This window comes from Variovorax endophyticus (assembly GCF_025376855.1).
Classification (GTDB): Bacteria; Pseudomonadota; Gammaproteobacteria; order Burkholderiales; family Burkholderiaceae_C; genus Variovorax.
In genome coordinates, this window is the sequence record NZ_JAHUTH010000008.1 from 264,296 (window position 1) to 281,767 (window position 17,472).

Annotated in this window: 15 protein-coding genes; all 15 read left to right on the forward strand. The window is 68.0% G+C overall.

Annotated features, from left to right (window positions below; all coding sequences use genetic code 11):
* Positions 1–2 precede the first annotated feature (2 nt).
* The 15 genes from frr to carB all read left to right on the forward strand — a co-directional run bounded on the left by frr (position 3) and on the right by carB (position 17,468).
* Positions 3–563 carry a ribosome recycling factor gene (gene frr, locus KV106_RS13245; RefSeq protein WP_057591660.1) on the forward strand — a complete coding sequence of 187 codons (561 nt, stop codon included), beginning with the start codon at positions 3–5 and terminating at the stop codon, positions 561–563.
* A gap of 8 nt (positions 564–571) precedes the next feature.
* Positions 572–1,309: a polyprenyl diphosphate synthase gene (gene uppS / locus KV106_RS13250; protein ID WP_261210681.1), complete on the forward strand. Its 738-nt coding sequence runs from the start codon at positions 572–574 to the stop codon at positions 1,307–1,309.
* A 28-nt stretch (positions 1,310–1,337) separates the two neighbouring features.
* Entirely contained in the window at positions 1,338–2,183 is an 846-nt protein-coding gene (locus tag KV106_RS13255) for a phosphatidate cytidylyltransferase (protein ID WP_261210682.1), read from the forward strand.
* Entirely contained in the window at positions 2,180–3,370 is a 1,191-nt protein-coding gene (gene ispC, locus KV106_RS13260; protein ID WP_261210683.1) for a 1-deoxy-D-xylulose-5-phosphate reductoisomerase, read from the forward strand. Before KV106_RS13255 ends, ispC begins: the two co-directional genes overlap by 4 nt.
* A 40-nt stretch (positions 3,371–3,410) precedes the next feature.
* Positions 3,411–4,841, forward strand: a complete 1,431-nt coding sequence (rseP, locus tag KV106_RS13265) for an RIP metalloprotease RseP (RefSeq protein ID WP_057591664.1) — start codon at positions 3,411–3,413, stop codon at positions 4,839–4,841.
* Positions 4,842–4,880: 39 nt separating this feature from the next.
* The gene (gene bamA / locus KV106_RS13270; protein WP_261210684.1) at positions 4,881–7,331 is read left to right on the forward strand and encodes an outer membrane protein assembly factor BamA; all 2,451 of its coding nucleotides are present in this window, start codon (positions 4,881–4,883) and stop codon (positions 7,329–7,331) included.
* Positions 7,331–7,894 carry an OmpH/Skp family outer membrane protein gene (locus tag KV106_RS13275; RefSeq protein WP_057591666.1) on the forward strand — a complete coding sequence of 188 codons (564 nt, stop codon included), beginning with the start codon at positions 7,331–7,333 and terminating at the stop codon, positions 7,892–7,894. Before bamA ends, KV106_RS13275 begins: the two co-directional genes overlap by 1 nt.
* A gap of 14 nt (positions 7,895–7,908) precedes the next feature.
* Positions 7,909–8,886, forward strand: coding sequence for a UDP-3-O-(3-hydroxymyristoyl)glucosamine N-acyltransferase (gene lpxD, locus KV106_RS13280; protein WP_261210685.1), 978 nt, complete (start codon positions 7,909–7,911; stop codon positions 8,884–8,886).
* Positions 8,883–9,365 (forward strand): 3-hydroxyacyl-ACP dehydratase FabZ, encoded by a 483-nt coding sequence (gene fabZ / locus KV106_RS13285; protein WP_172705594.1) that lies wholly within the window; start codon positions 8,883–8,885, stop codon positions 9,363–9,365. The genes lpxD and fabZ overlap by 4 nt, the downstream gene beginning before the upstream one ends.
* A gap of 10 nt (positions 9,366–9,375) precedes the next feature.
* On the forward strand, positions 9,376–10,164 hold the full coding sequence (gene lpxA, locus KV106_RS13290; RefSeq protein WP_057591668.1) for an acyl-ACP--UDP-N-acetylglucosamine O-acyltransferase: 789 nt from the start codon (positions 9,376–9,378) through the stop codon (positions 10,162–10,164).
* Positions 10,165–10,174: 10 nt separating this feature from the next.
* Entirely contained in the window at positions 10,175–11,323 is a 1,149-nt protein-coding gene (lpxB, locus tag KV106_RS13295) for a lipid-A-disaccharide synthase (protein WP_261210686.1), read from the forward strand.
* Complete coding sequence (gene rnhB / locus KV106_RS13300) at positions 11,295–12,011, forward strand: ribonuclease HII (RefSeq protein ID WP_261210687.1); 717 nt, start codon at positions 11,295–11,297, stop codon at positions 12,009–12,011. The genes lpxB and rnhB overlap by 29 nt, the downstream gene beginning before the upstream one ends.
* Before the next feature lie 4 nt (positions 12,012–12,015).
* The gene (locus tag KV106_RS13305; protein WP_057591669.1) at positions 12,016–12,801 is read left to right on the forward strand and encodes a TrmH family RNA methyltransferase; all 786 of its coding nucleotides are present in this window, start codon (positions 12,016–12,018) and stop codon (positions 12,799–12,801) included.
* Positions 12,802–13,033: 232 nt separating this feature from the next.
* Positions 13,034–14,227: a glutamine-hydrolyzing carbamoyl-phosphate synthase small subunit gene (gene carA, locus KV106_RS13310; protein WP_057591670.1), complete on the forward strand. Its 1,194-nt coding sequence runs from the start codon at positions 13,034–13,036 to the stop codon at positions 14,225–14,227.
* Positions 14,220–17,468 carry a carbamoyl-phosphate synthase large subunit gene (carB, locus tag KV106_RS13315; RefSeq protein WP_261210688.1) on the forward strand — a complete coding sequence of 1,083 codons (3,249 nt, stop codon included), beginning with the start codon at positions 14,220–14,222 and terminating at the stop codon, positions 17,466–17,468. Before carA ends, carB begins: the two co-directional genes overlap by 8 nt.
* The last annotated feature ends 4 nt before the right edge of the window (positions 17,469–17,472 follow it).

Below are 17,472 nucleotides of genomic sequence, written 5' to 3' on the forward strand. Positions count from 1 at the left end.
GAATGACCATTGCCGATATCCGCAGCACGACCGACGCGAAGATGAACCAGTCGATCGCTGCCTTCCAGAACAACCTCACCAAGATCCGCACCGGCCGCGCCAATGCCGCGCTGCTCGACTCGATCCATGTCGAGTACTACGGCTCGCAGGTGCCGCTGAGCCAGGTGGCCAACGTGTCGGTGCTCGACTCGCGCACGCTGAGCGTGCAACCCTGGGAAAAGGGCATGGGCGCCAAGATCGAGAAGGCCATCCGCGAAAGCGACCTGGGTCTCAACCCGGCCTCGATGGGCGAGCTGATCCGCGTGCCGCTGCCGGCGATGAGCGAAGAGCGCCGCCGCGAGATGACCAAGCTGGTGCGCAACGAAGGCGAGAGCGCCAAGATCGCGACGCGCAACCTGCGCCGCGACGCCAACGAGGCGGTCAAGAAGCTGGTCAAGGAAAAGCTGGCCTCGGAAGACGACCAGAAGCGCGCCGAAGCCGAGATCCAGAAAGTGACCGACCGCCATATCGCGGAAATCGATCGCCTGATCACGGCCAAGGAAGCGGAGATCATGGCCGTTTGAGGCTGCCCATGGCCGCCTCCAAGCCGCAGACCATTCCGCACCACATCGCCATCGTCATGGATGGCAATGGCCGCTGGGCCACGCGGCGCTTCCTGCCCCGCGTGGCGGGGCACAAGCAGGGCGTGGAGTCGCTGCGGCGCTGCGTCAAGGCCTGCGTCGATCGCGGCGTGCGGGTGCTCACCGTGTTCGCCTTCTCCTCGGAGAACTGGAACCGTCCGCCCGAGGAAGTCTCGGGCCTCATGGACCTGATGGTCGGCGCGCTTGCGCGCGAGGTGCCCAAGCTCGGCCGCGACGGCGTGCAGCTGCGCTTCGTCGGCGAGCGCGGCGGCCTGTCGCCGAAGATGGTGAAGGGGCTGGTCGACGCCGAGAACGCCACGGCGGCCAACGACTGCCTGGTGCTCAACGTGTGCTTCAACTACGGCGGCCGCTGGGACATCGCCCAGGCCGCCGCCAAGCTGGCCGCGCGCGGCGAGCCGCTGACCGAACTCAACCTCGACCGCGCGATGGCGCTGGCCCACGTGCCCGACCCCGACCTGTTCATCCGCACCGGCGGCGAGCAGCGGCTGTCGAACTTCCTGCTCTGGCAGAGCGCCTACGCCGAGCTGTTCTTCAGCGACAAGCTCTGGCCCGAATTCGACGAGGCCGCGCTCGACGAGGGCATCGCCGCATTCCAGAACCGCGAGCGCCGCTTCGGCAAGACCTCGGCGCAGGTCACGACCGACGCCCGATCGCGCCAGACCGCCTGATCCCCTCTTTTCCGGACGACCCCGCTGCATGCTCAAGCAACGCATCCTCACGGCGATCGTCCTGTTGGCGATCCTGCTGCCGGCGCTTTTCTATCCTTCCTACGTCCCCTTCGGCTGCGTGATGCTGGTGCTGATCGGCGCCGCGGCCTGGGAGTGGGGGCGTCTCAACGGCTACGGCCAGCGCGTGTCCGTGTTCCTGGGCCTCGAGATGGTGGCGCTGTGCGCGTTCTCGTGGTGGCTCGGGCTGCTGGCCCAGCCGCTGCTGCCGCTGTGGATCGTCGCCAGCGCCGCCTGGGTGCTCGGTGGCGCGGCGCTGCTGCGTGCCGCCGTTCCGGGCTGGCCCAAGGTGCCGCGCGGCATCAGGCTGGTGGGCGGGCTGCTCGCGCTGTGGGTGGCCTGGCTGGCCGCGGTGCAGGCGCGCCTGATCGGCATCAACTTCCTGCTGTCGATCCTGGTGCTGGTCTGGGTCGCCGACGTCTTCGCCTATTTCGCCGGCCGCGCCTTCGGTCTCAAGTTCACGCGCCGCAAGCTCGCGCCCGCCATCAGTCCCGGCAAGAGCTGGGAAGGCGTCTGGGGCGGCATGGCGGGCGTGGTGGTGCTGGCACTGGTCTGGGTCTGGGCCGATGCCTCGGCGCAGGCCACGGTGGCCAGCCTCTACAGCCGGCTGGCGACGCGCGGCTGGTGGCTGCTGCTGCTCGGCGTGGTCTTCATGGCGGCGATGAGCGTGGTCGGCGACCTGGTCGAATCGCTGATCAAGCGCAGCGCGGGCGCCAAGGACAGCAGCCGGCTGCTGCCCGGCCATGGCGGGGTGCTCGATCGGGTGGATGCCCTTTTGCCCACGCTGCCCATTGCAATGATGCTGGCTTTTCTGTGAACACTTTCCCCAGACAACGCGTGACGGTGCTCGGCTCGACCGGGTCGGTCGGCGCCAACACGCTCGACGTCATCGCGCGTCATCCCGAGCGCTTCGAGGTCTTCGCGCTCTCGGCCGCCACCAAGGTCGACGAGATGCTCGCGCAGTGCGCGCGCTTCTCCCCACGCTTCGCGGTCATGGCGAGCGAAGCCCATGCGGCCGCGCTGGCCGAAAAGCTGCAGCAGAACCATCTGCCCACCCGGGTTCTGTCTGGTGCGGGCGCTATCGAAGAGATAGCATCGCACGACGAGGTCGATGCCGTCATGGCCGCCATCGTCGGCGCCGCCGGCCTGGGTCCCTGCCTGGCGGCCGCGCGCGCCGGCAAGCGCCTGCTGCTGGCCAACAAGGAGGCGCTGGTGGTCGGCGGCGACCTGTTCATGCGCACGGTGCGCGAGGGCGGGGCGACGCTGCTGCCAATCGACAGCGAGCACTCGGCCATCTTCCAGTCGCTGCCCGAGGACCCGTCCACCTGGGCGCGGCGCATCGACAAGATCATCCTCACCGCATCGGGCGGTCCGTTCCGCACCCGCGCGCCCGACACCCTGGGCTCCGTCACGCCCGAGCAGGCCTGCGCCCATCCCAACTGGGTGATGGGGCCCAAGATCTCGGTCGATTCGGCCACCATGATGAACAAGGCCCTCGAAGTGATCGAGGCGCGGCACCTGTTCGGCGTGGCGCCCGAGCAGATCGAGGTGGTCATCCATCCGCAGAGCGTGGTCCATTCGATGGTGCAGTTCACCGACGCCTCGGTGCTGGCCCAGCTCGGCACGCCCGACATGCGGGTGCCGATCGCCGTCGGCCTGGCCTGGCCCGAGCGCATCGAGAGCGGGGCCACGCGGCTGGACTTCCGCCAGCTGGCCGACCTGAGCTTCGCCGCGCCCGACGCGGCGCTCTTCCCGGGCCTGGACCTGGCCTGGCAGGCGCTGCGCGCGGCGCCGGGCACCACGGCCGTGCTCAATGCCGCCAACGAGGTCGCGGTCGAGGCCTTCCTGGCGCGCCGGCTGCGCTTCGACCGCATTCATGCGGTCAACATGGAAACTTTGGAGGCGGTTGCGCCCTCCAAGCCGGCGTCGCTGGCCGATCTGCTGGCCATCGACGCCAGCGCCCGCGCCGCCGCGAATGCCGCGGCGCTGCGCCTTTCCGCCTGACGCCCACCCGCGTCGCCGATTCCCAGAAGCAAGGTTCCGGATGCTCACCCTCGTCGCGTTCATCGTCGCGCTCGGCCTGCTGATCACCGTGCACGAGTTCGGGCACTACCGGGTCGCGGTGGCCTGCGGCGTCAAGGTCAAGCGCTTCGGCGTGGCCACGCTGCCCTTCGGCAGCCCGGACAGCCCCTCGCTGCTCGGCCGTTTCCTCTGGCGCATCAGCAAGCCCGTCTACACCTGGAAGCCGCGGCGCCAGCATCCGGGGCAGGACACCGAGTTCGCCGTCGGCCTGTTCCCGTTCGGCGGCTACGTCCAGATGCTCGACGAGCGCGAGGCGCCGGTGGCGCCCGAGGAGCGCCACCGCGCCTTCAACACCCAGCCGCTGCGCTCGCGCGCGGCCATCGTCGCGGCCGGCCCGATCGCGAACCTGCTGATGGCGGTGGCCCTCTACACGGCCGTGAACTGGATCGGCGTGCAGGAGCCGGTGGCGACCCTGGCGCGGCCGGTGGCGGCCTCGCTGGCCGAGCAGGCCGGGCTGCGCGGCGGCGAGCACATCGCCCGTGCCGGCTTCGAGGGCGACGATCTGAGCGAGGTCCAGTCCTTCGAGGACCTGCGCTGGCGCATGACCCGCGGCGCGCTCGACGGCCACGACCTGACGCTCGAGGTGGCGGGGCAGGGCGGCCAGCCGGCCCGCACGCTGGTGCTGCCGCTGAGCCGCATCGAGGCCAAGGATGCCGATGCCCAGATGTTCCGCAAGATCGGCGTGCTCGCGCCCATGACCCGCCCCGAGATCGGCGAGGTGATGGCCGGCGGCGCCGGCGAGCGCTCGGGCCTGCGCCGCGGCGACCTGGTGCGCGCCATCGGCGACACCGCCATCGTCGATGGCCAGCAGCTGCGCGAGGCGATCCGTGCCTCGGTCAAGGACGGCAAGGCGCAGGCGCAGCCGTGGCGGATCGAGCGCGAAGGCCGTGCCCAGACCCTCGAGGTCGTGCCCGAGGTGCGCGACGAGGGCGGCCTGAAGGTCGGCCGCATCGGCGCCTACGTGGGCGCGCCGCCCGAGATGGTGACCGTGCGGCAGGGGCCGGTCGACGGCGTCTGGCGCGGCGTGGTCCGTACCTGGGAGGTCTCGGCACTGACCGTGCGCATGATGGCCAAGATGGTCATCGGCCAGGCCTCGATCAAGAATCTCAGCGGCCCGATCACCATCGCCGACTACGCCGGCAAGTCCGCCAGCCTGGGGCTCACGCAGTACCTGGTGTTCCTCGCACTCATCAGCGTGAGCCTGGGCGTGCTCAATCTGCTCCCGCTGCCGGTCCTCGATGGGGGGCACCTGATGTATTATCTTTGGGAGGGCCTGACCGGTAAAAGCGTCTCCGACGTCTGGATGGACTGGCTTCAGCGCGGTGGCGTTGCCCTGCTCCTGGTCATGATGTCGATTGCCTTGTTCAACGACACATCGCGGCTCTTTGGTTAACTATCTTGCCGGCCCTTTCCGCGCCGGATCAATTCACAGATGAACAAAAACTTCAGTCGCTTTCGCCTGCGTAGCGTTGCCGCACTGGTGGCCAGCACGTTGGCGGCCACGGCAGCCTGGGCCGTCGAGCCTTTCACCGTGCGCGACATCCGCGTGGAAGGCCTGCAACGCGTGGAGCCCGGAACGATCTTCGCGTCGTTGCCGCTGCGCGTGGGCGACACCTACAGCGACGACCGCGGTTCCGCCGCGATCCGCGCGTTGTTCGATCTGGGGTTGTTCAAGGACGTGCGCATCGACGTCAACGGCAATGTGCTGGTGGTGATCGTCGAGGAGCGCCCGACCATCGCCGACGTGGACTTCGTCGGCACCAAGGAATTCGACAAGGCCGCGCTGCAGAAGGCGCTGCGCGAAGTCGGCCTGACCGAAGGCCGGCCCTACGACAAGGCCCTGGCCGACCGCGCCGAGCAGGAGCTCAAGCGCCAGTACGTGAGCCGCAGCCTCTACAACGCACAGGTCGTGACCACCGTCACGCCGATCGAGCGCAACCGCGTGAACCTGACCTTCACGGTCACCGAGGGCGACTCGGCGCGCATCCGCGAAGTGCACATCGTCGGCAACAAGGACTTCAGCGAGAGCACGCTGCTCGACCTGTTCGACCAGGACAGCGGCGGCTGGCTCAGCTGGTACACCAAGTCGAACCAGTACTCGCGCGCCAAGCTCAATGCCGACCTCGAGACGCTGAAGAGCTACTACATCACGCGCGGCTACCTCGAATTCCGCGTCGACTCGACCCAGGTCGCGATCTCGCCGGACCGCCAGGACCTGTCGGTCACGGTCAACATCACCGAAGGCGAGAAGTTCGTGGTCGCGGGCGTCAAGCTCGACGGCAACTTCCTCGGCCGCGACGACGAGTTCAAGACGCTGGTCACGATCAAGCCGGGCGAACCCTACAACGGCGAGCAGGTCAATGCGACCACCAAGGCCTTCACCGACTACTTCGGCACCTTCGGCTACGCCTTCGCGCGCGTGCAGGCCAAGCCCGAGATCGACCGGGTCAACAACCGCGTGACGCTGGTGCTGCAGGGCGAGCCCTCGCGCCGCGTCTACGTGCGCCGCGTGAACGTCGGTGGCAACACCCGCACGCGCGACGAAGTGATCCGCCGCGAATTCCGCCAGTACGAGGCTTCCTGGTACGACGGCGACAAGATCAAGCTCTCGCGCGACCGCGTGGACCGCCTGGGCTACTTCACCGAAGTGAACGTCGAGACGCAGGAACTGCCGGGCTCGCCCGACCAAGTCGACCTGCTGATCACCGTGGCCGAGAAGCCCACCGGTTCGCTGCAGCTGGGCGCCGGCTACTCGAGCGCGGAGCGCGTCTCGCTGACTTTCGGCATCCAGCAGGAAAACGTGTTCGGCTCGGGCAACTACCTGGGCCTGCAGGTCAACACCAGCAAGTCGAACCGCACGATCTCGGTGACCACCACCGACCCGTACTTCACCAAGGACGGCATCTCGCGCACGATCAGCGTCTATCACAACACGACCCGCCCCTACAACACGGCGGTCGACGGCGATTACCAACTGGTCAACCAGGGCGCCTCGATCCGCTTCGGCGTGCCGTTCAGCGAACTCGACACCGTGTTCTTCGGCATCGGTGTGGAGCGCTACGCCTTCAAGTCCAAGAACACCTACGCGTTCCTGACCCCGAACGCCTACCGCAGCTACTTCGGCTGCACGACGCGTCCGGTCCCGAGTCTCGTGCCGGGCATCACCTTCGACGTGATCGACGGTTGCGCGAACGACAGCGTCTGGGGCATCCCGCTGACCGTGGGCTGGGCGCGCGACGACCGCGACAGCGCCCTGGTCCCGACCAAGGGCCGCCTGCAGCGCGCCAACCTCGAGATCGGCGTCGGCGGCGACATGCGGTACATCAAGACCAACTACCAGTACCAGCAGTTCTTCCCGATCAACAAGCAGTACACCTTCGCGATCAACTCCGAAGTCGGCTACGGCAAGGCGTTCGGCGGCAAGGTCTACCCGATCTTCAAGAACTTCTACGCCGGCGGCCTGGGCTCGGTGCGCGGTTTCGAACAGAACTCGCTCGGTCCGCGCGACGTGCCGCTGCTCGGCCAGACCGAAGGCGCGGCGCTCGGCGGTACCAAGAAGGCGATCTTCAACGCCGAGCTCAGCACGCCGTTCCCCGGCGCCGGCAACGACCGCACGCTGCGCCTGTACGGCTTCTTCGACGCCGGCAACGTCTTCGGCTCGCGCTCAGCCGGCCTCACCGACGAGCAGTGGAAGGCCTCGAAGAAGATCCGTGCCTCGGTCGGCCTCGGCATCAGCTGGATCTCGCCGCTCGGCCCGCTGCGCATCGCCTACGCGGTGCCGGTGCGCCAGCAGAAGGAAGTGCAGGACCCGAACACGGGTCTCATCCTGATCCCGAAGGATAGAATCCAGCGCCTGCAATTCCAGATCGGAACCTCTTTCTAATGACGCATTTGATTCGCGCCGCGGCAGGCGCGTTGCTGATTCCCGCGATGGCATGGGTCGCGGCGCCTGCCTGGGCGCAGGCGCAGGAAACATTTCGTATCGGCTTCGTCAATCCCGACCGCGTGCTGCGCGAAGCGCAGCCCGCGAAGGCGGCGCAGGCCAAGCTCGAGGCCGAGTTCCTCAAGCGCGAGAAGGACCTGACGGCGCAGGGCGATGCCCTCAAGGCCGCCTCCGAGAAGTTCGAGCGCGAGGCCGCCACGCTGCCCGAAAGCCAGCGCAACGCGCGCCAGCGCACGCTGATCGAGCAGGATCGAGACTTCCAGCGCCGTCGCCGCGAGTTCCAGGAAGACCTCAACGCCCGCAAGAACGAAGAGCTGCAACAGGTCTACGACCGTGCGAACCGCGTGGTCAAGCAGGTTGCCGAAGCCGAGAAGTACGACGCCATCCTGCAGGAAGCGATCTACATCAACCCGAAGCACGACATCACCGACAAGGTGATCAAGGCGCTCAACGCCTCGCTGAGCACGCCGTCGCCCGCTTCCTCGCCCACGGGCGGCAAGTAACGCCGCGTACCGGCGTGGCGCTGCAGCTAGGAGCCATCGTTGACGCCCTCGGGGGCGAGCTTCATGGCGATGCGACGCTGTCCATCGAGCGGCTGTCCCCGCTCCAGAATGCACAGCCCGATGCGCTCAGCTTCCTGAGCCATCCCAAATACCAGCAGGAACTCGCGGCCTCCAGGGCCGCGTGCGTGATCGTGTCGCCCGCGATGAGCGAGGCCGCGGCCGCGCGCGGGGCCTACATCGTCGCGGCGGATCCCTACCTCTATTTCGCGCGGCTCACGCAGCTGTGGAAGGCGAGCCATGCGCGGCCCGAGGCCGAGCGCATCCATCCCTCGGCCGTGGTCCATCCCGAAGCGCAGGTCGACCCCACGGCCCGCATCGGCGCGCTGTGCGTGGTCGAGCGCGGCGCGCGCATCGGCGCCGGCACGGTGCTGAAGTCGCGCGTCACCGTGAGCGAGGACTGCACGATCGGCGAGCGCTGCCTGCTGCATCCGGGCGTGGTCATCGGCGCCGACGGCTTCGGCCTCGCGCCGAGCAAGGAAGGCTGGGTCAAGATCGAGCAGCTCGGCGCGGTGCGCGTCGGCAACGACGTCGAGATCGGCGCCAACACCTGCATCGACCGCGGCGCGCTCGACGACACCGTGCTCGAGGACGGCGTGAAGCTCGACAACCTGATCCAGATCGGCCACAACGTGCGCATCGGCCGCAACACCGCGATGGCGGGCTGCGTCGGCGTGGCCGGCAGCGCGACCATCGGCGCCAACTGCACCTTCGGGGGCGGCGCCATCGTGCTGGGCCACCTGAGCGTGGCCGACAACGTCCACGTGTCCGCCGCCACCGTGGTGACACGCTCCATCCGCAAGGCCGGCCAGTACACCGGCATGTTCCCCATCGATGACAATGCGACCTGGGAAAAGAACGCTGCAACGCTCAAGCAGTTGCACAGCCTGCGCGAACGACTGAAGGCGCTGGAGAAGGCTCCCCCCCAACCATGACGACGATGCAGGAACAGAAGACCACCATGACGACGACGCTCGACATCCATCAAATCCTCAAGCTGCTGCCGCACCGCTATCCTTTTCTGCTGGTCGACCGCGTGCTGGACATGGAGAAGGGCAAGCGCATCACGGCGCTCAAGAACGTGACCATGAACGAGCCGTTCTTCAACGGCCACTTCCCGCACCGCCCGGTGATGCCCGGCGTGCTGATGCTCGAAGCCATGGCGCAGGCCGCGGCGCTGCTGTCGTTCCGTTCGCTCGACATCGTGCCCGACGACAACACCGTCTATTACTTCGCCGCGATCGACGGCGCGCGTTTCAAGCGGCCCGTGGAGCCGGGCGACCAGCTCACGTTGGAGGTCGAGATCGAGCGCATGAAGGCCGGCATCTCGAAGTTCAAGGGTCGGGCGCTGGTGGGCAGCGAGCTGGCCTGCGAGGCCTCGCTGATGTGCGCGATGCGCCAGATCAACGCCTGACGATCGGCGCATGACGCAGGTTCATCCGACGGCCATCGTCGATCCCAAGGCCGAACTCGATCCGTCGGTCGCGGTCGGTCCCTATACCGTGATCGGTCCGCATGTGCGTATCGGTGCGGGAACGGTCATCGGCTCGCATTGCGTGATCGAGGGTCACACGACCCTCGGCCGCGACAATCGCATCTTCCAGTTCTCCTCGCTGGGTGCGGTACCGCAGGACAAGAAGCACGCGGGCGAACCGACCGAGCTCACGATCGGCGACCGCAACACGGTGCGCGAGTTCTGCACCTTCAATGTCGGCACTGTGCAGGATGCGGGCGTCACCCGTATCGGCGACGACAACTGGATCATGGCCTACGTGCACATCGCGCACGACTGCCAGCTCGGCAACCAGATCACCATGGCCAACAACACCACGCTGGCCGGCCATGTGCATATCGGCGACTGGGTCACCGTCGGCGGGCTGGTGGGCATCCTCCAGCGGATGCGCATCGGCGCGCACGCGATGATCGGCTTCGGCACCCATGTCGCGATGGACGTGCCACCCTACATGGTGGTCGACGGCACCCCGCTCGCGGTGCGCGGCGTGAACCTGGTCGGCCTGCGCCGGCGCGATTTCTCGGCTGGGCGCATCGCGGCCATCCGCGACATGCACAAGCTGCTGTACCGCCAGGGCAAGACGCTCGAGGAGGCGCGCGCCGGCATCGCCGCGCTGGCTGCCGAAACGCCCGATGCCGCGGCCGACGTGGCGTTGATGGACGGCTTCCTCGCCACTTCCACGCGCGGCATCGCGCGCTGAGCGTCTAGCGATGACATCCAACGGGCAGCGACGCTTCGCGCTGGTCGCCGGCGAAGCATCCGGCGATCTGCTGGCCGGGTTGTTGCTCGACGGCCTCACCGCGCGCTGGCCCGATCTGCAGACCGCCGGCATCGGCGGCCCGCGCATGCTGGCGCACGGTTTCGAAAGCTGGTGGCCGCAGGAAAAGCTCGCGGTGCGCGGCTACATCGAAGTGTTGCGCCACTACGCCGAGATCGCGGGCATCCGGCGCCAGCTCAAGGCGCGGCTGCTGCGCGAATGGCCCGAGCTCTTCATCGGCGTCGACGCGCCCGATTTCAACCTCGACCTCGAGGCCGGCCTGCGCGGTCGCGGCATGAAGACGGTGCACTTCGTCTGCCCGTCGATCTGGGCCTGGCGGCCCGAGCGCATCGAGAAGATCCGCGCCGCGGCCGACCACGTGCTGTGCATCTTCCCGTTCGAGCCCGAGCTGCTGGCCTCGCAGGGCGTGCAGGCGAGCTACGTCGGGCATCCGCTGGCCAACGTGATTCCCATGACGGTCGACCGCGCGGCGGTGCGCGCCTCGCTGGGCCTCGCGCCCGACGCGCAGGTGGTGGCGCTGCTGCCGGGCAGCCGGCGCTCCGAGGTCCGCTACCTGGCGGCCCGATTCTTCGAAGCCGCCGCGCTGATGCGCAAGGCGCGGCCCGCGCTGCGCTTCGTGGCGCCGATCCTGCCGGGCCTGCGCGCCGAGGTCGAGGCGCTGCTGAAGGCCAGCGGCCTGGGCGACGCGGTGACGCTGCTCGACGGCCAGTCGCATGCCGCGCTGTCCGCCTGCGACGTCACGCTGATCGCCAGCGGCACCGCCACGCTCGAGGCGGCGCTGTTCAAGCGGCCGATGGTCATCGCCTACAACATGAACAGCCTCTCGTGGCGGATGATGCAGCGCAAGCAGCTCCAGCCGTGGGTCGGGCTGCCCAACATCCTGTGCCGCGACTTCGTGGTGCCCGAATTGCTGCAGGAAGCCGCGTCGCCCGAGGCGCTGGCCCAGGCCACGCTCGAATGGCTCGACGCGCCCGAGCGGGTGCTCGCGCTCGAGGCGCGTTTTGCCGAACTCCACGTGCAACTGCAGCGCGATACGCCGACACTGTGCGCCGATGCGATCCAGAAAGTTCTTGAAGGCTGAGCAGGCGCCCCTGGCCTGGGACGCGCCCGGCCTGCTGGCGGGCGTGGACGAAGCGGGACGCGGTCCGCTGGCCGGGCCGGTGGTGGCCGCGGCCGTGATCCTCGACGACGAGCGCCCGATCCGCGGCCTGGCCGACTCCAAGACCCTGACCGCGCTGCAGCGCGAGCGCCTGCACGACCAGATCATGGCCAAGGCGCTGTGCTGCTCGATCGCGCAGGCCAGCGTGGAGGAGATCGACACCCACAATATCCTGCAGGCGACCATGCTGGCGATGCGCCGCGCGGTCGAGGGCCTGCGCCTGAAGCCGGCCAAGGTGCTGGTGGACGGCAACCGGCTGCCCCAGCTCGACGTGCTGGCCGAAGCCATCGTCAAGGGCGATGCGCGAGTGAAGGCGATCTCGGCCGCGTCGATCCTGGCCAAGGTGCACCGCGACCGGCTCTGCGAGCAGCTGCACCAGGAGTTTCCGCACTACGGCTTCGCGGGCCACAAGGGCTACGGCACGCCCGAGCATCTCGAGGCCTTGCTGCAGCACGGCGCCTGCGTGCACCACCGGCGCTCGTTCAGCCCGGTGGCGGCCGCGCTGGCGCGCATGGCGCCTGCCGTGCCGGTCGTCCAGGTCGAATCGCCGCTGCCCGCTGTGTCGGTGCAGACCCAGGTCGTGGCGATCGAACTTCGTCCGGCGCCTTGATCCGATGACCACGCCCGCCGGCCCGAGCCGCATCAGCTCGCGCGACAACCCATTGCTCAAGGACCTGCGCAAGCTGGCGCAGGACCCGGGCGCCTACCGCAAGCTGGGCCGCATCTGGCTCGAGGGTGACCACCTGTGCCGCGCCGCGCTGGCGCGTGGCGTGACGCCGTCGGTGGCCGTGTTCTCGCTGTCGTTCTGGCCGCAGGCGCCCGCCGAATGGTCGCGCGATGCCGCCAAGACCGTGGTCGTCGACGACGAACTGCTGAAGGCGGCGAGCGGGCTGGAATCGCCGGCGCCGATGGGCTTCCTGCTCGAGCTGCCCGAGCGGCCCGCGGTGCTGCCCGAGGCGCCCACCGTGGTCCTCGACCGGTTGCAGGACGCCGGCAATGTCGGCTCGGTGCTGCGCAGCGCCGCCGCCTTCGGCTTCCAGCAGGTGATCGCGCTCAAGGGCACGGCGGCGCTCTGGTCGCCCAAGGTGCTGCGCGCGGGCATGGGCGCCCATTTCGGCCTGCGGCTGATCGAGGGTGTCGATGCCGAGGCGCTCGCGGCACTGGCGGTGCCGCTGGTCGCCACCAGCTCGCACCGCGGCGACTGGCTGCACGCGGCGAAGCTGCCGCATCCCTGCGCCTGGCTGCTGGGCCACGAAGGGCAGGGCGTGTCGGCCGCGCTCGAAGCGCTGGCCACGCACCACATCCGCATCGCGCAGCCCGGCGGCGAGGAATCGCTCAACGTGGCCGCGGCCGCCGCCATCTGCCTGCATGCCAGTGGCGCGTCGGCCCTCAAAGGATAAGAAACATTCTCAGTTGCCCGCCGGGTTCATGCCATTGACGCATGGCTGGTGTACGCGCTAACGAATCTTCATGCCCCGCGAGGCGAGAGGCCGCGGCCGCCGGGCTACAATCGGGGGCTTACTCGCAAATCAGCGTCGCCCGGCCGCATTCCACGCCATCTTCCCCTTAAGCAGCAGTCCCAAGGCTTCGAAGCCCGGGACGCCGGGCGACCGTAACCATCCGGAGAACCCAGTGCTTTTGTCTCTCAAGGGAAGTTTCCCGCCCGCCATCCTGGCGCTCGCAGACGGCACGGTCTTTCAAGGCAACTCGATCGGAGCCACCGGCTCCACCGTCGGCGAAGTGGTGTTCAACACCGCGATGACCGGCTACCAGGAAATCCTCACCGACCCGAGCTACTGCCAGCAGATCGTGACGCTCACGTATCCGCACATCGGCAACTACGGCGTCAATCCCGAGGACATCGAGGCCGACAAGATCCATGCCGCGGGCCTCATCATCCGTGACCTGCCGCAGATCGCCTCCAACTTCCGCCATACCGCGACGCTGTCGCAGTACCTGGTGGAGGGCAAGACCGTCGCCATCGCCAACATCGACACCCGCAAGCTGACCCGCCACCTGCGCACGCATGGCGCGCAGAACGGCTGCATCCTGGGACTGGCCGAAGGGGAAGCGGTCACCCAGGCGCTGATCGACAAGGCGATCGCCGCCGCCAAGGCCGCGCCGAGCATGGCCGGCCTCGACCTGGCGAAGGTCGTGTCGGTCAAGCAGACCTACGAGTGGACCGAGACCGAGTGGAAGCTGGGGTCGGGCTATGGCGTGCAGATCACGCCGCGCTTCCACGTCGTGGCCTTCGACTACGGCGTCAAGAAGAACATCCTGCGCATGATCGCCCAGCGCGGCGCGCGCATCACCGTGGTGCCGGCCCAGACGCCCGCGGCCGACGTGCTCAAGCTCAAGCCCGACGGCATCTTCCTGGCCAACGGCCCCGGCGACCCGGAGCCCTGCGACTACGCGATCAGCGCCGTCAAGGAACTGATCGAGACCGGCATCCCGACCTTCGGCATCTGCCTGGGCCACCAGATCATGGCGCTGGCCTCGGGCGCGAAGACCTTCAAGATGAAGTTCGGCCACCACGGCGCCAACCATCCGGTCAAGGACCTCGACAGCGGCCGCGTCAGCATCACGAGCCAGAACCACGGCTTCGCGGTCGACGAGAAGTCGCTGCCGGCGAACCTGCGTCCCACCCACGTGAGCCTGTTCGACAACACTCTGCAGGGCCTGGCGCGCACCGACAAGCCCGCGTTCTGCTTCCAGGGCCACCCCGAAGCCTCGCCCGGCCCGCACGACATCGGCTACCTGTTCGATCGCTTCACGGCACTCATGGAAAAGAACAAGACGGAAAAGACGGAGAAAGAGAATGCCTAAGCGCACAGACCTCAAATCGATCCTCATCATCGGCGCCGGCCCGATCATCATCGGCCAGGCCTGCGAGTTCGACTACTCCGGCGTGCAGGCCTGCAAGGCGCTGCGCGAGGAGGGCTACAAGGTCATCCTGATCAACAGCAATCCCGCGACGATCATGACCGACCCGGCCACGGCCGACGTCACCTACATCGAGCCGATCACCTGGCAGACGGTCGAGAAGATCATCGCCAAGGAGCGTCCCGACGCGATCCTGCCGACCATGGGAGGCCAGACCGCGCTGAACTGCGCGCTCGACCTCTGGCGCAACGGCGTGTTCGACAAGTACCAGGGCGCGGCCACCGGCAAGCCGGTCGAGCTGATCGGCGCCACGCCCGAGGCCATCGACAAGGCCGAGGACCGCCTGAAGTTCAAGGATGCGATGACCAAGATCGGCCTGGGCTCGGCGCGCTCGGGCATCGCGCACTCGATGGACGAGGCCTGGGCGGTGCAGAAGAGCGTGGGCTTCCCGACCGTGATCCGCCCGAGCTTCACGCTCGGCGGCACCGGCGGCGGCATCGCCTACAACTCGGAGGAGTTCGAGACCATCTGCAAGCGCGGCCTCGAGGCCTCGCCGACCAACGAGCTGCTGATCGAGGAGTCGCTGCTCGGCTGGAAGGAATACGAGATGGAGGTCGTGCGCGACAAGGCGGACAACTGCATCATCGTCTGCTCGATCGAGAACCTCGACCCGATGGGTGTGCACACCGGCGACTCGATCACCGTGGCGCCCGCGCAGACGCTGTCGGACAAGGAATACCAGATCCTGCGCAACGCCTCGCTGGCCGTGCTGCGCGAGATCGGCGTCGACACCGGCGGCTCGAACGTGCAGTTCTCGATCAACCCGAAGGACGGCCGCATGGTCGTGATCGAGATGAACCCGCGCGTGTCGCGTTCGTCGGCGCTGGCCTCCAAGGCCACCGGCTTCCCGATCGCCAAGGTCGCGGCCAAGCTGGCCGTGGGCTACACGCTCGACGAGCTGCGCAACGAGATCACCGGCGGCGCCACGCCGGCCTCGTTCGAGCCCTCGATCGACTACGTGGTCACCAAGATTCCGCGCTTCGCGTTCGAGAAGTTCCCGCAGGCCGATTCGCGCCTCACCACCCAGATGAAGTCGGTGGGCGAGGTGATGGCCATGGGCCGTACCTTCCAGGAATCGTTCCAGAAGGCGCTGCGCGGCCTCGAGGTCGGCGTCGACGGCATGAACGAGAAGACGCAGGACCGCGAAGTGCTCGAGAAGGAGCTCGGCGAGCCCGGCCCCGAGCGCATCTGGTACGTGGGCGATGCCTTCGCCCAGGGCCTGAGCGTGGACGAGGTGTTCGCGCTGACCAAGATCGACCCGTGGTTCCTGGTGCAGATCGAGGAGATCGTGAAGATCGAGCTCGAGCTCGAGACCAAGTCGCTGGCCGACATCGACCGCGACACGCTGCTGGCGCTGAAGAAGAAGGGCTTCTCCGATCGTCGCCTGGCCAAGCAGCTGCGCACCACCGACACCGCGATCCGCGAGAAGCGCCGCGAGCTCGGCGTTCGCCCGGTCTACAAGCGCGTGGACACCTGCGCGGCCGAGTTCTCGACCGACACCGCCTACATGTACTCGACCTATGAGGACGAGTGCGAGGCCGACCCCTCGGACAAGAAGAAGATCATGGTGCTCGGCGGCGGTCCCAACCGCATCGGCCAGGGCATCGAGTTCGACTACTGCTGCGTGCATGCCGCGCTCGCGATGCGGGAGGACGGCTACGAGACCATCATGGTCAACTGCAATCCCGAAACCGTGTCGACCGACTACGACACCTCGGACCGCCTGTACTTCGAGCCGCTGACGCTCGAGGACGTGCTCGAGATCGTCGACAAGGAAAAGCCGGTCGGCGTGATCGTGCAGTACGGCGGCCAGACGCCGCTGAAGCTCGCGCTCGACCTCGAGGCCAACGGCGTGCCGATCATCGGCACCTCGCCCGACATGATCGACGCGGCCGAAGACCGCGAGCGCTTCCAGAAGCTGCTGCACGAACTGCAGCTGCTGCAGCCGCCGAACGCCACCGCGCGCACCGAAGCCGAGGCCCTCGAGAAGGCCGCGGCACTCGGCTATCCGCTGGTGGTGCGCCCGAGCTACGTGCTCGGCGGCCGCGCGATGGAGATCGTGCACGAGCAGCGCGACCTCGAGCGCTACATGCGCGAGGCGGTCAAGGTCAGCAACGATTCGCCGGTGCTGCTCGACCGCTTCCTCAACGACGCCGTCGAATGCGACGTCGACTGCCTGCGCGACGCCGAGGGCCAGACCCTGATCGGCGGCGTGATGGAGCACATCGAGCAGGCGGGCGTGCACTCGGGCGACTCCGCCTGCTCGCTGCCGCCCTACAGCCTGTCGGCCGAGACCGTGGCCGAGCTCAAGCGCCAGAGCGCCGCGATGGCCAAGGCGCTGAACGTGGTCGGCCTGATGAACGTGCAGTTCGCGATCCAGCAGAAGGATGGCAAGGACACGATCTACGTGCTCGAGGTCAATCCGCGCGCCTCGCGCACCGTGCCCTACGTCAGCAAGGCCACCGGCATCCAGCTCGCGAAGGTGGCGGCCCGCTGCATGGCGGGCCAGTCGCTCGCGTCGCAGGGCGTGACGAAGGAAGTGACGCCGCCGTACTTCAGCGTGAAGGAAGCCGTGTTCCCGTTCGTCAAGTTCCCGGGCGTGGACACCATCCTCGGCCCCGAGATGAAGTCGACCGGCGAAGTGATGGGCGTGGGCAAGACCTTCGGCGAGGCCTTCGTGAAGTCGCAGCTCGGCGCCGGCACGCACCTGCCGAAGTCGGGCAAGGCCTTCATCTCGGTGAAGAACAACGACAAGACGCGCGCGGTCGAGGTCGCGCGTGGCCTGGCGCAGCTGGGCTTCGTGCTGATCGCGACCAAGGGCACGGCCGCGGCCATCAACGCCGCGGGCATCGAGTGCGCGACGGTGAACAAGGTGACCGAAGGCCGCCCGCACATCGTGGACATGATCAAGAACAACGAGATCGCGCTGGTCATCAACACGGTCGAGGAGCGCCGCAACGCGATCACCGACTCGCGCCAGATCCGCACCTCGGCGCTGCTGGCGCGCGTGACCACCTTCACCACGATCTTCGGCGCCGAAGCCGCGGTCGAGGGCATGCGCTACATGGACGACCTCGACGTGATCTCGGTGCAGGAGATGCACGCGCAGCTGGCCGCGGCCTGAGCCT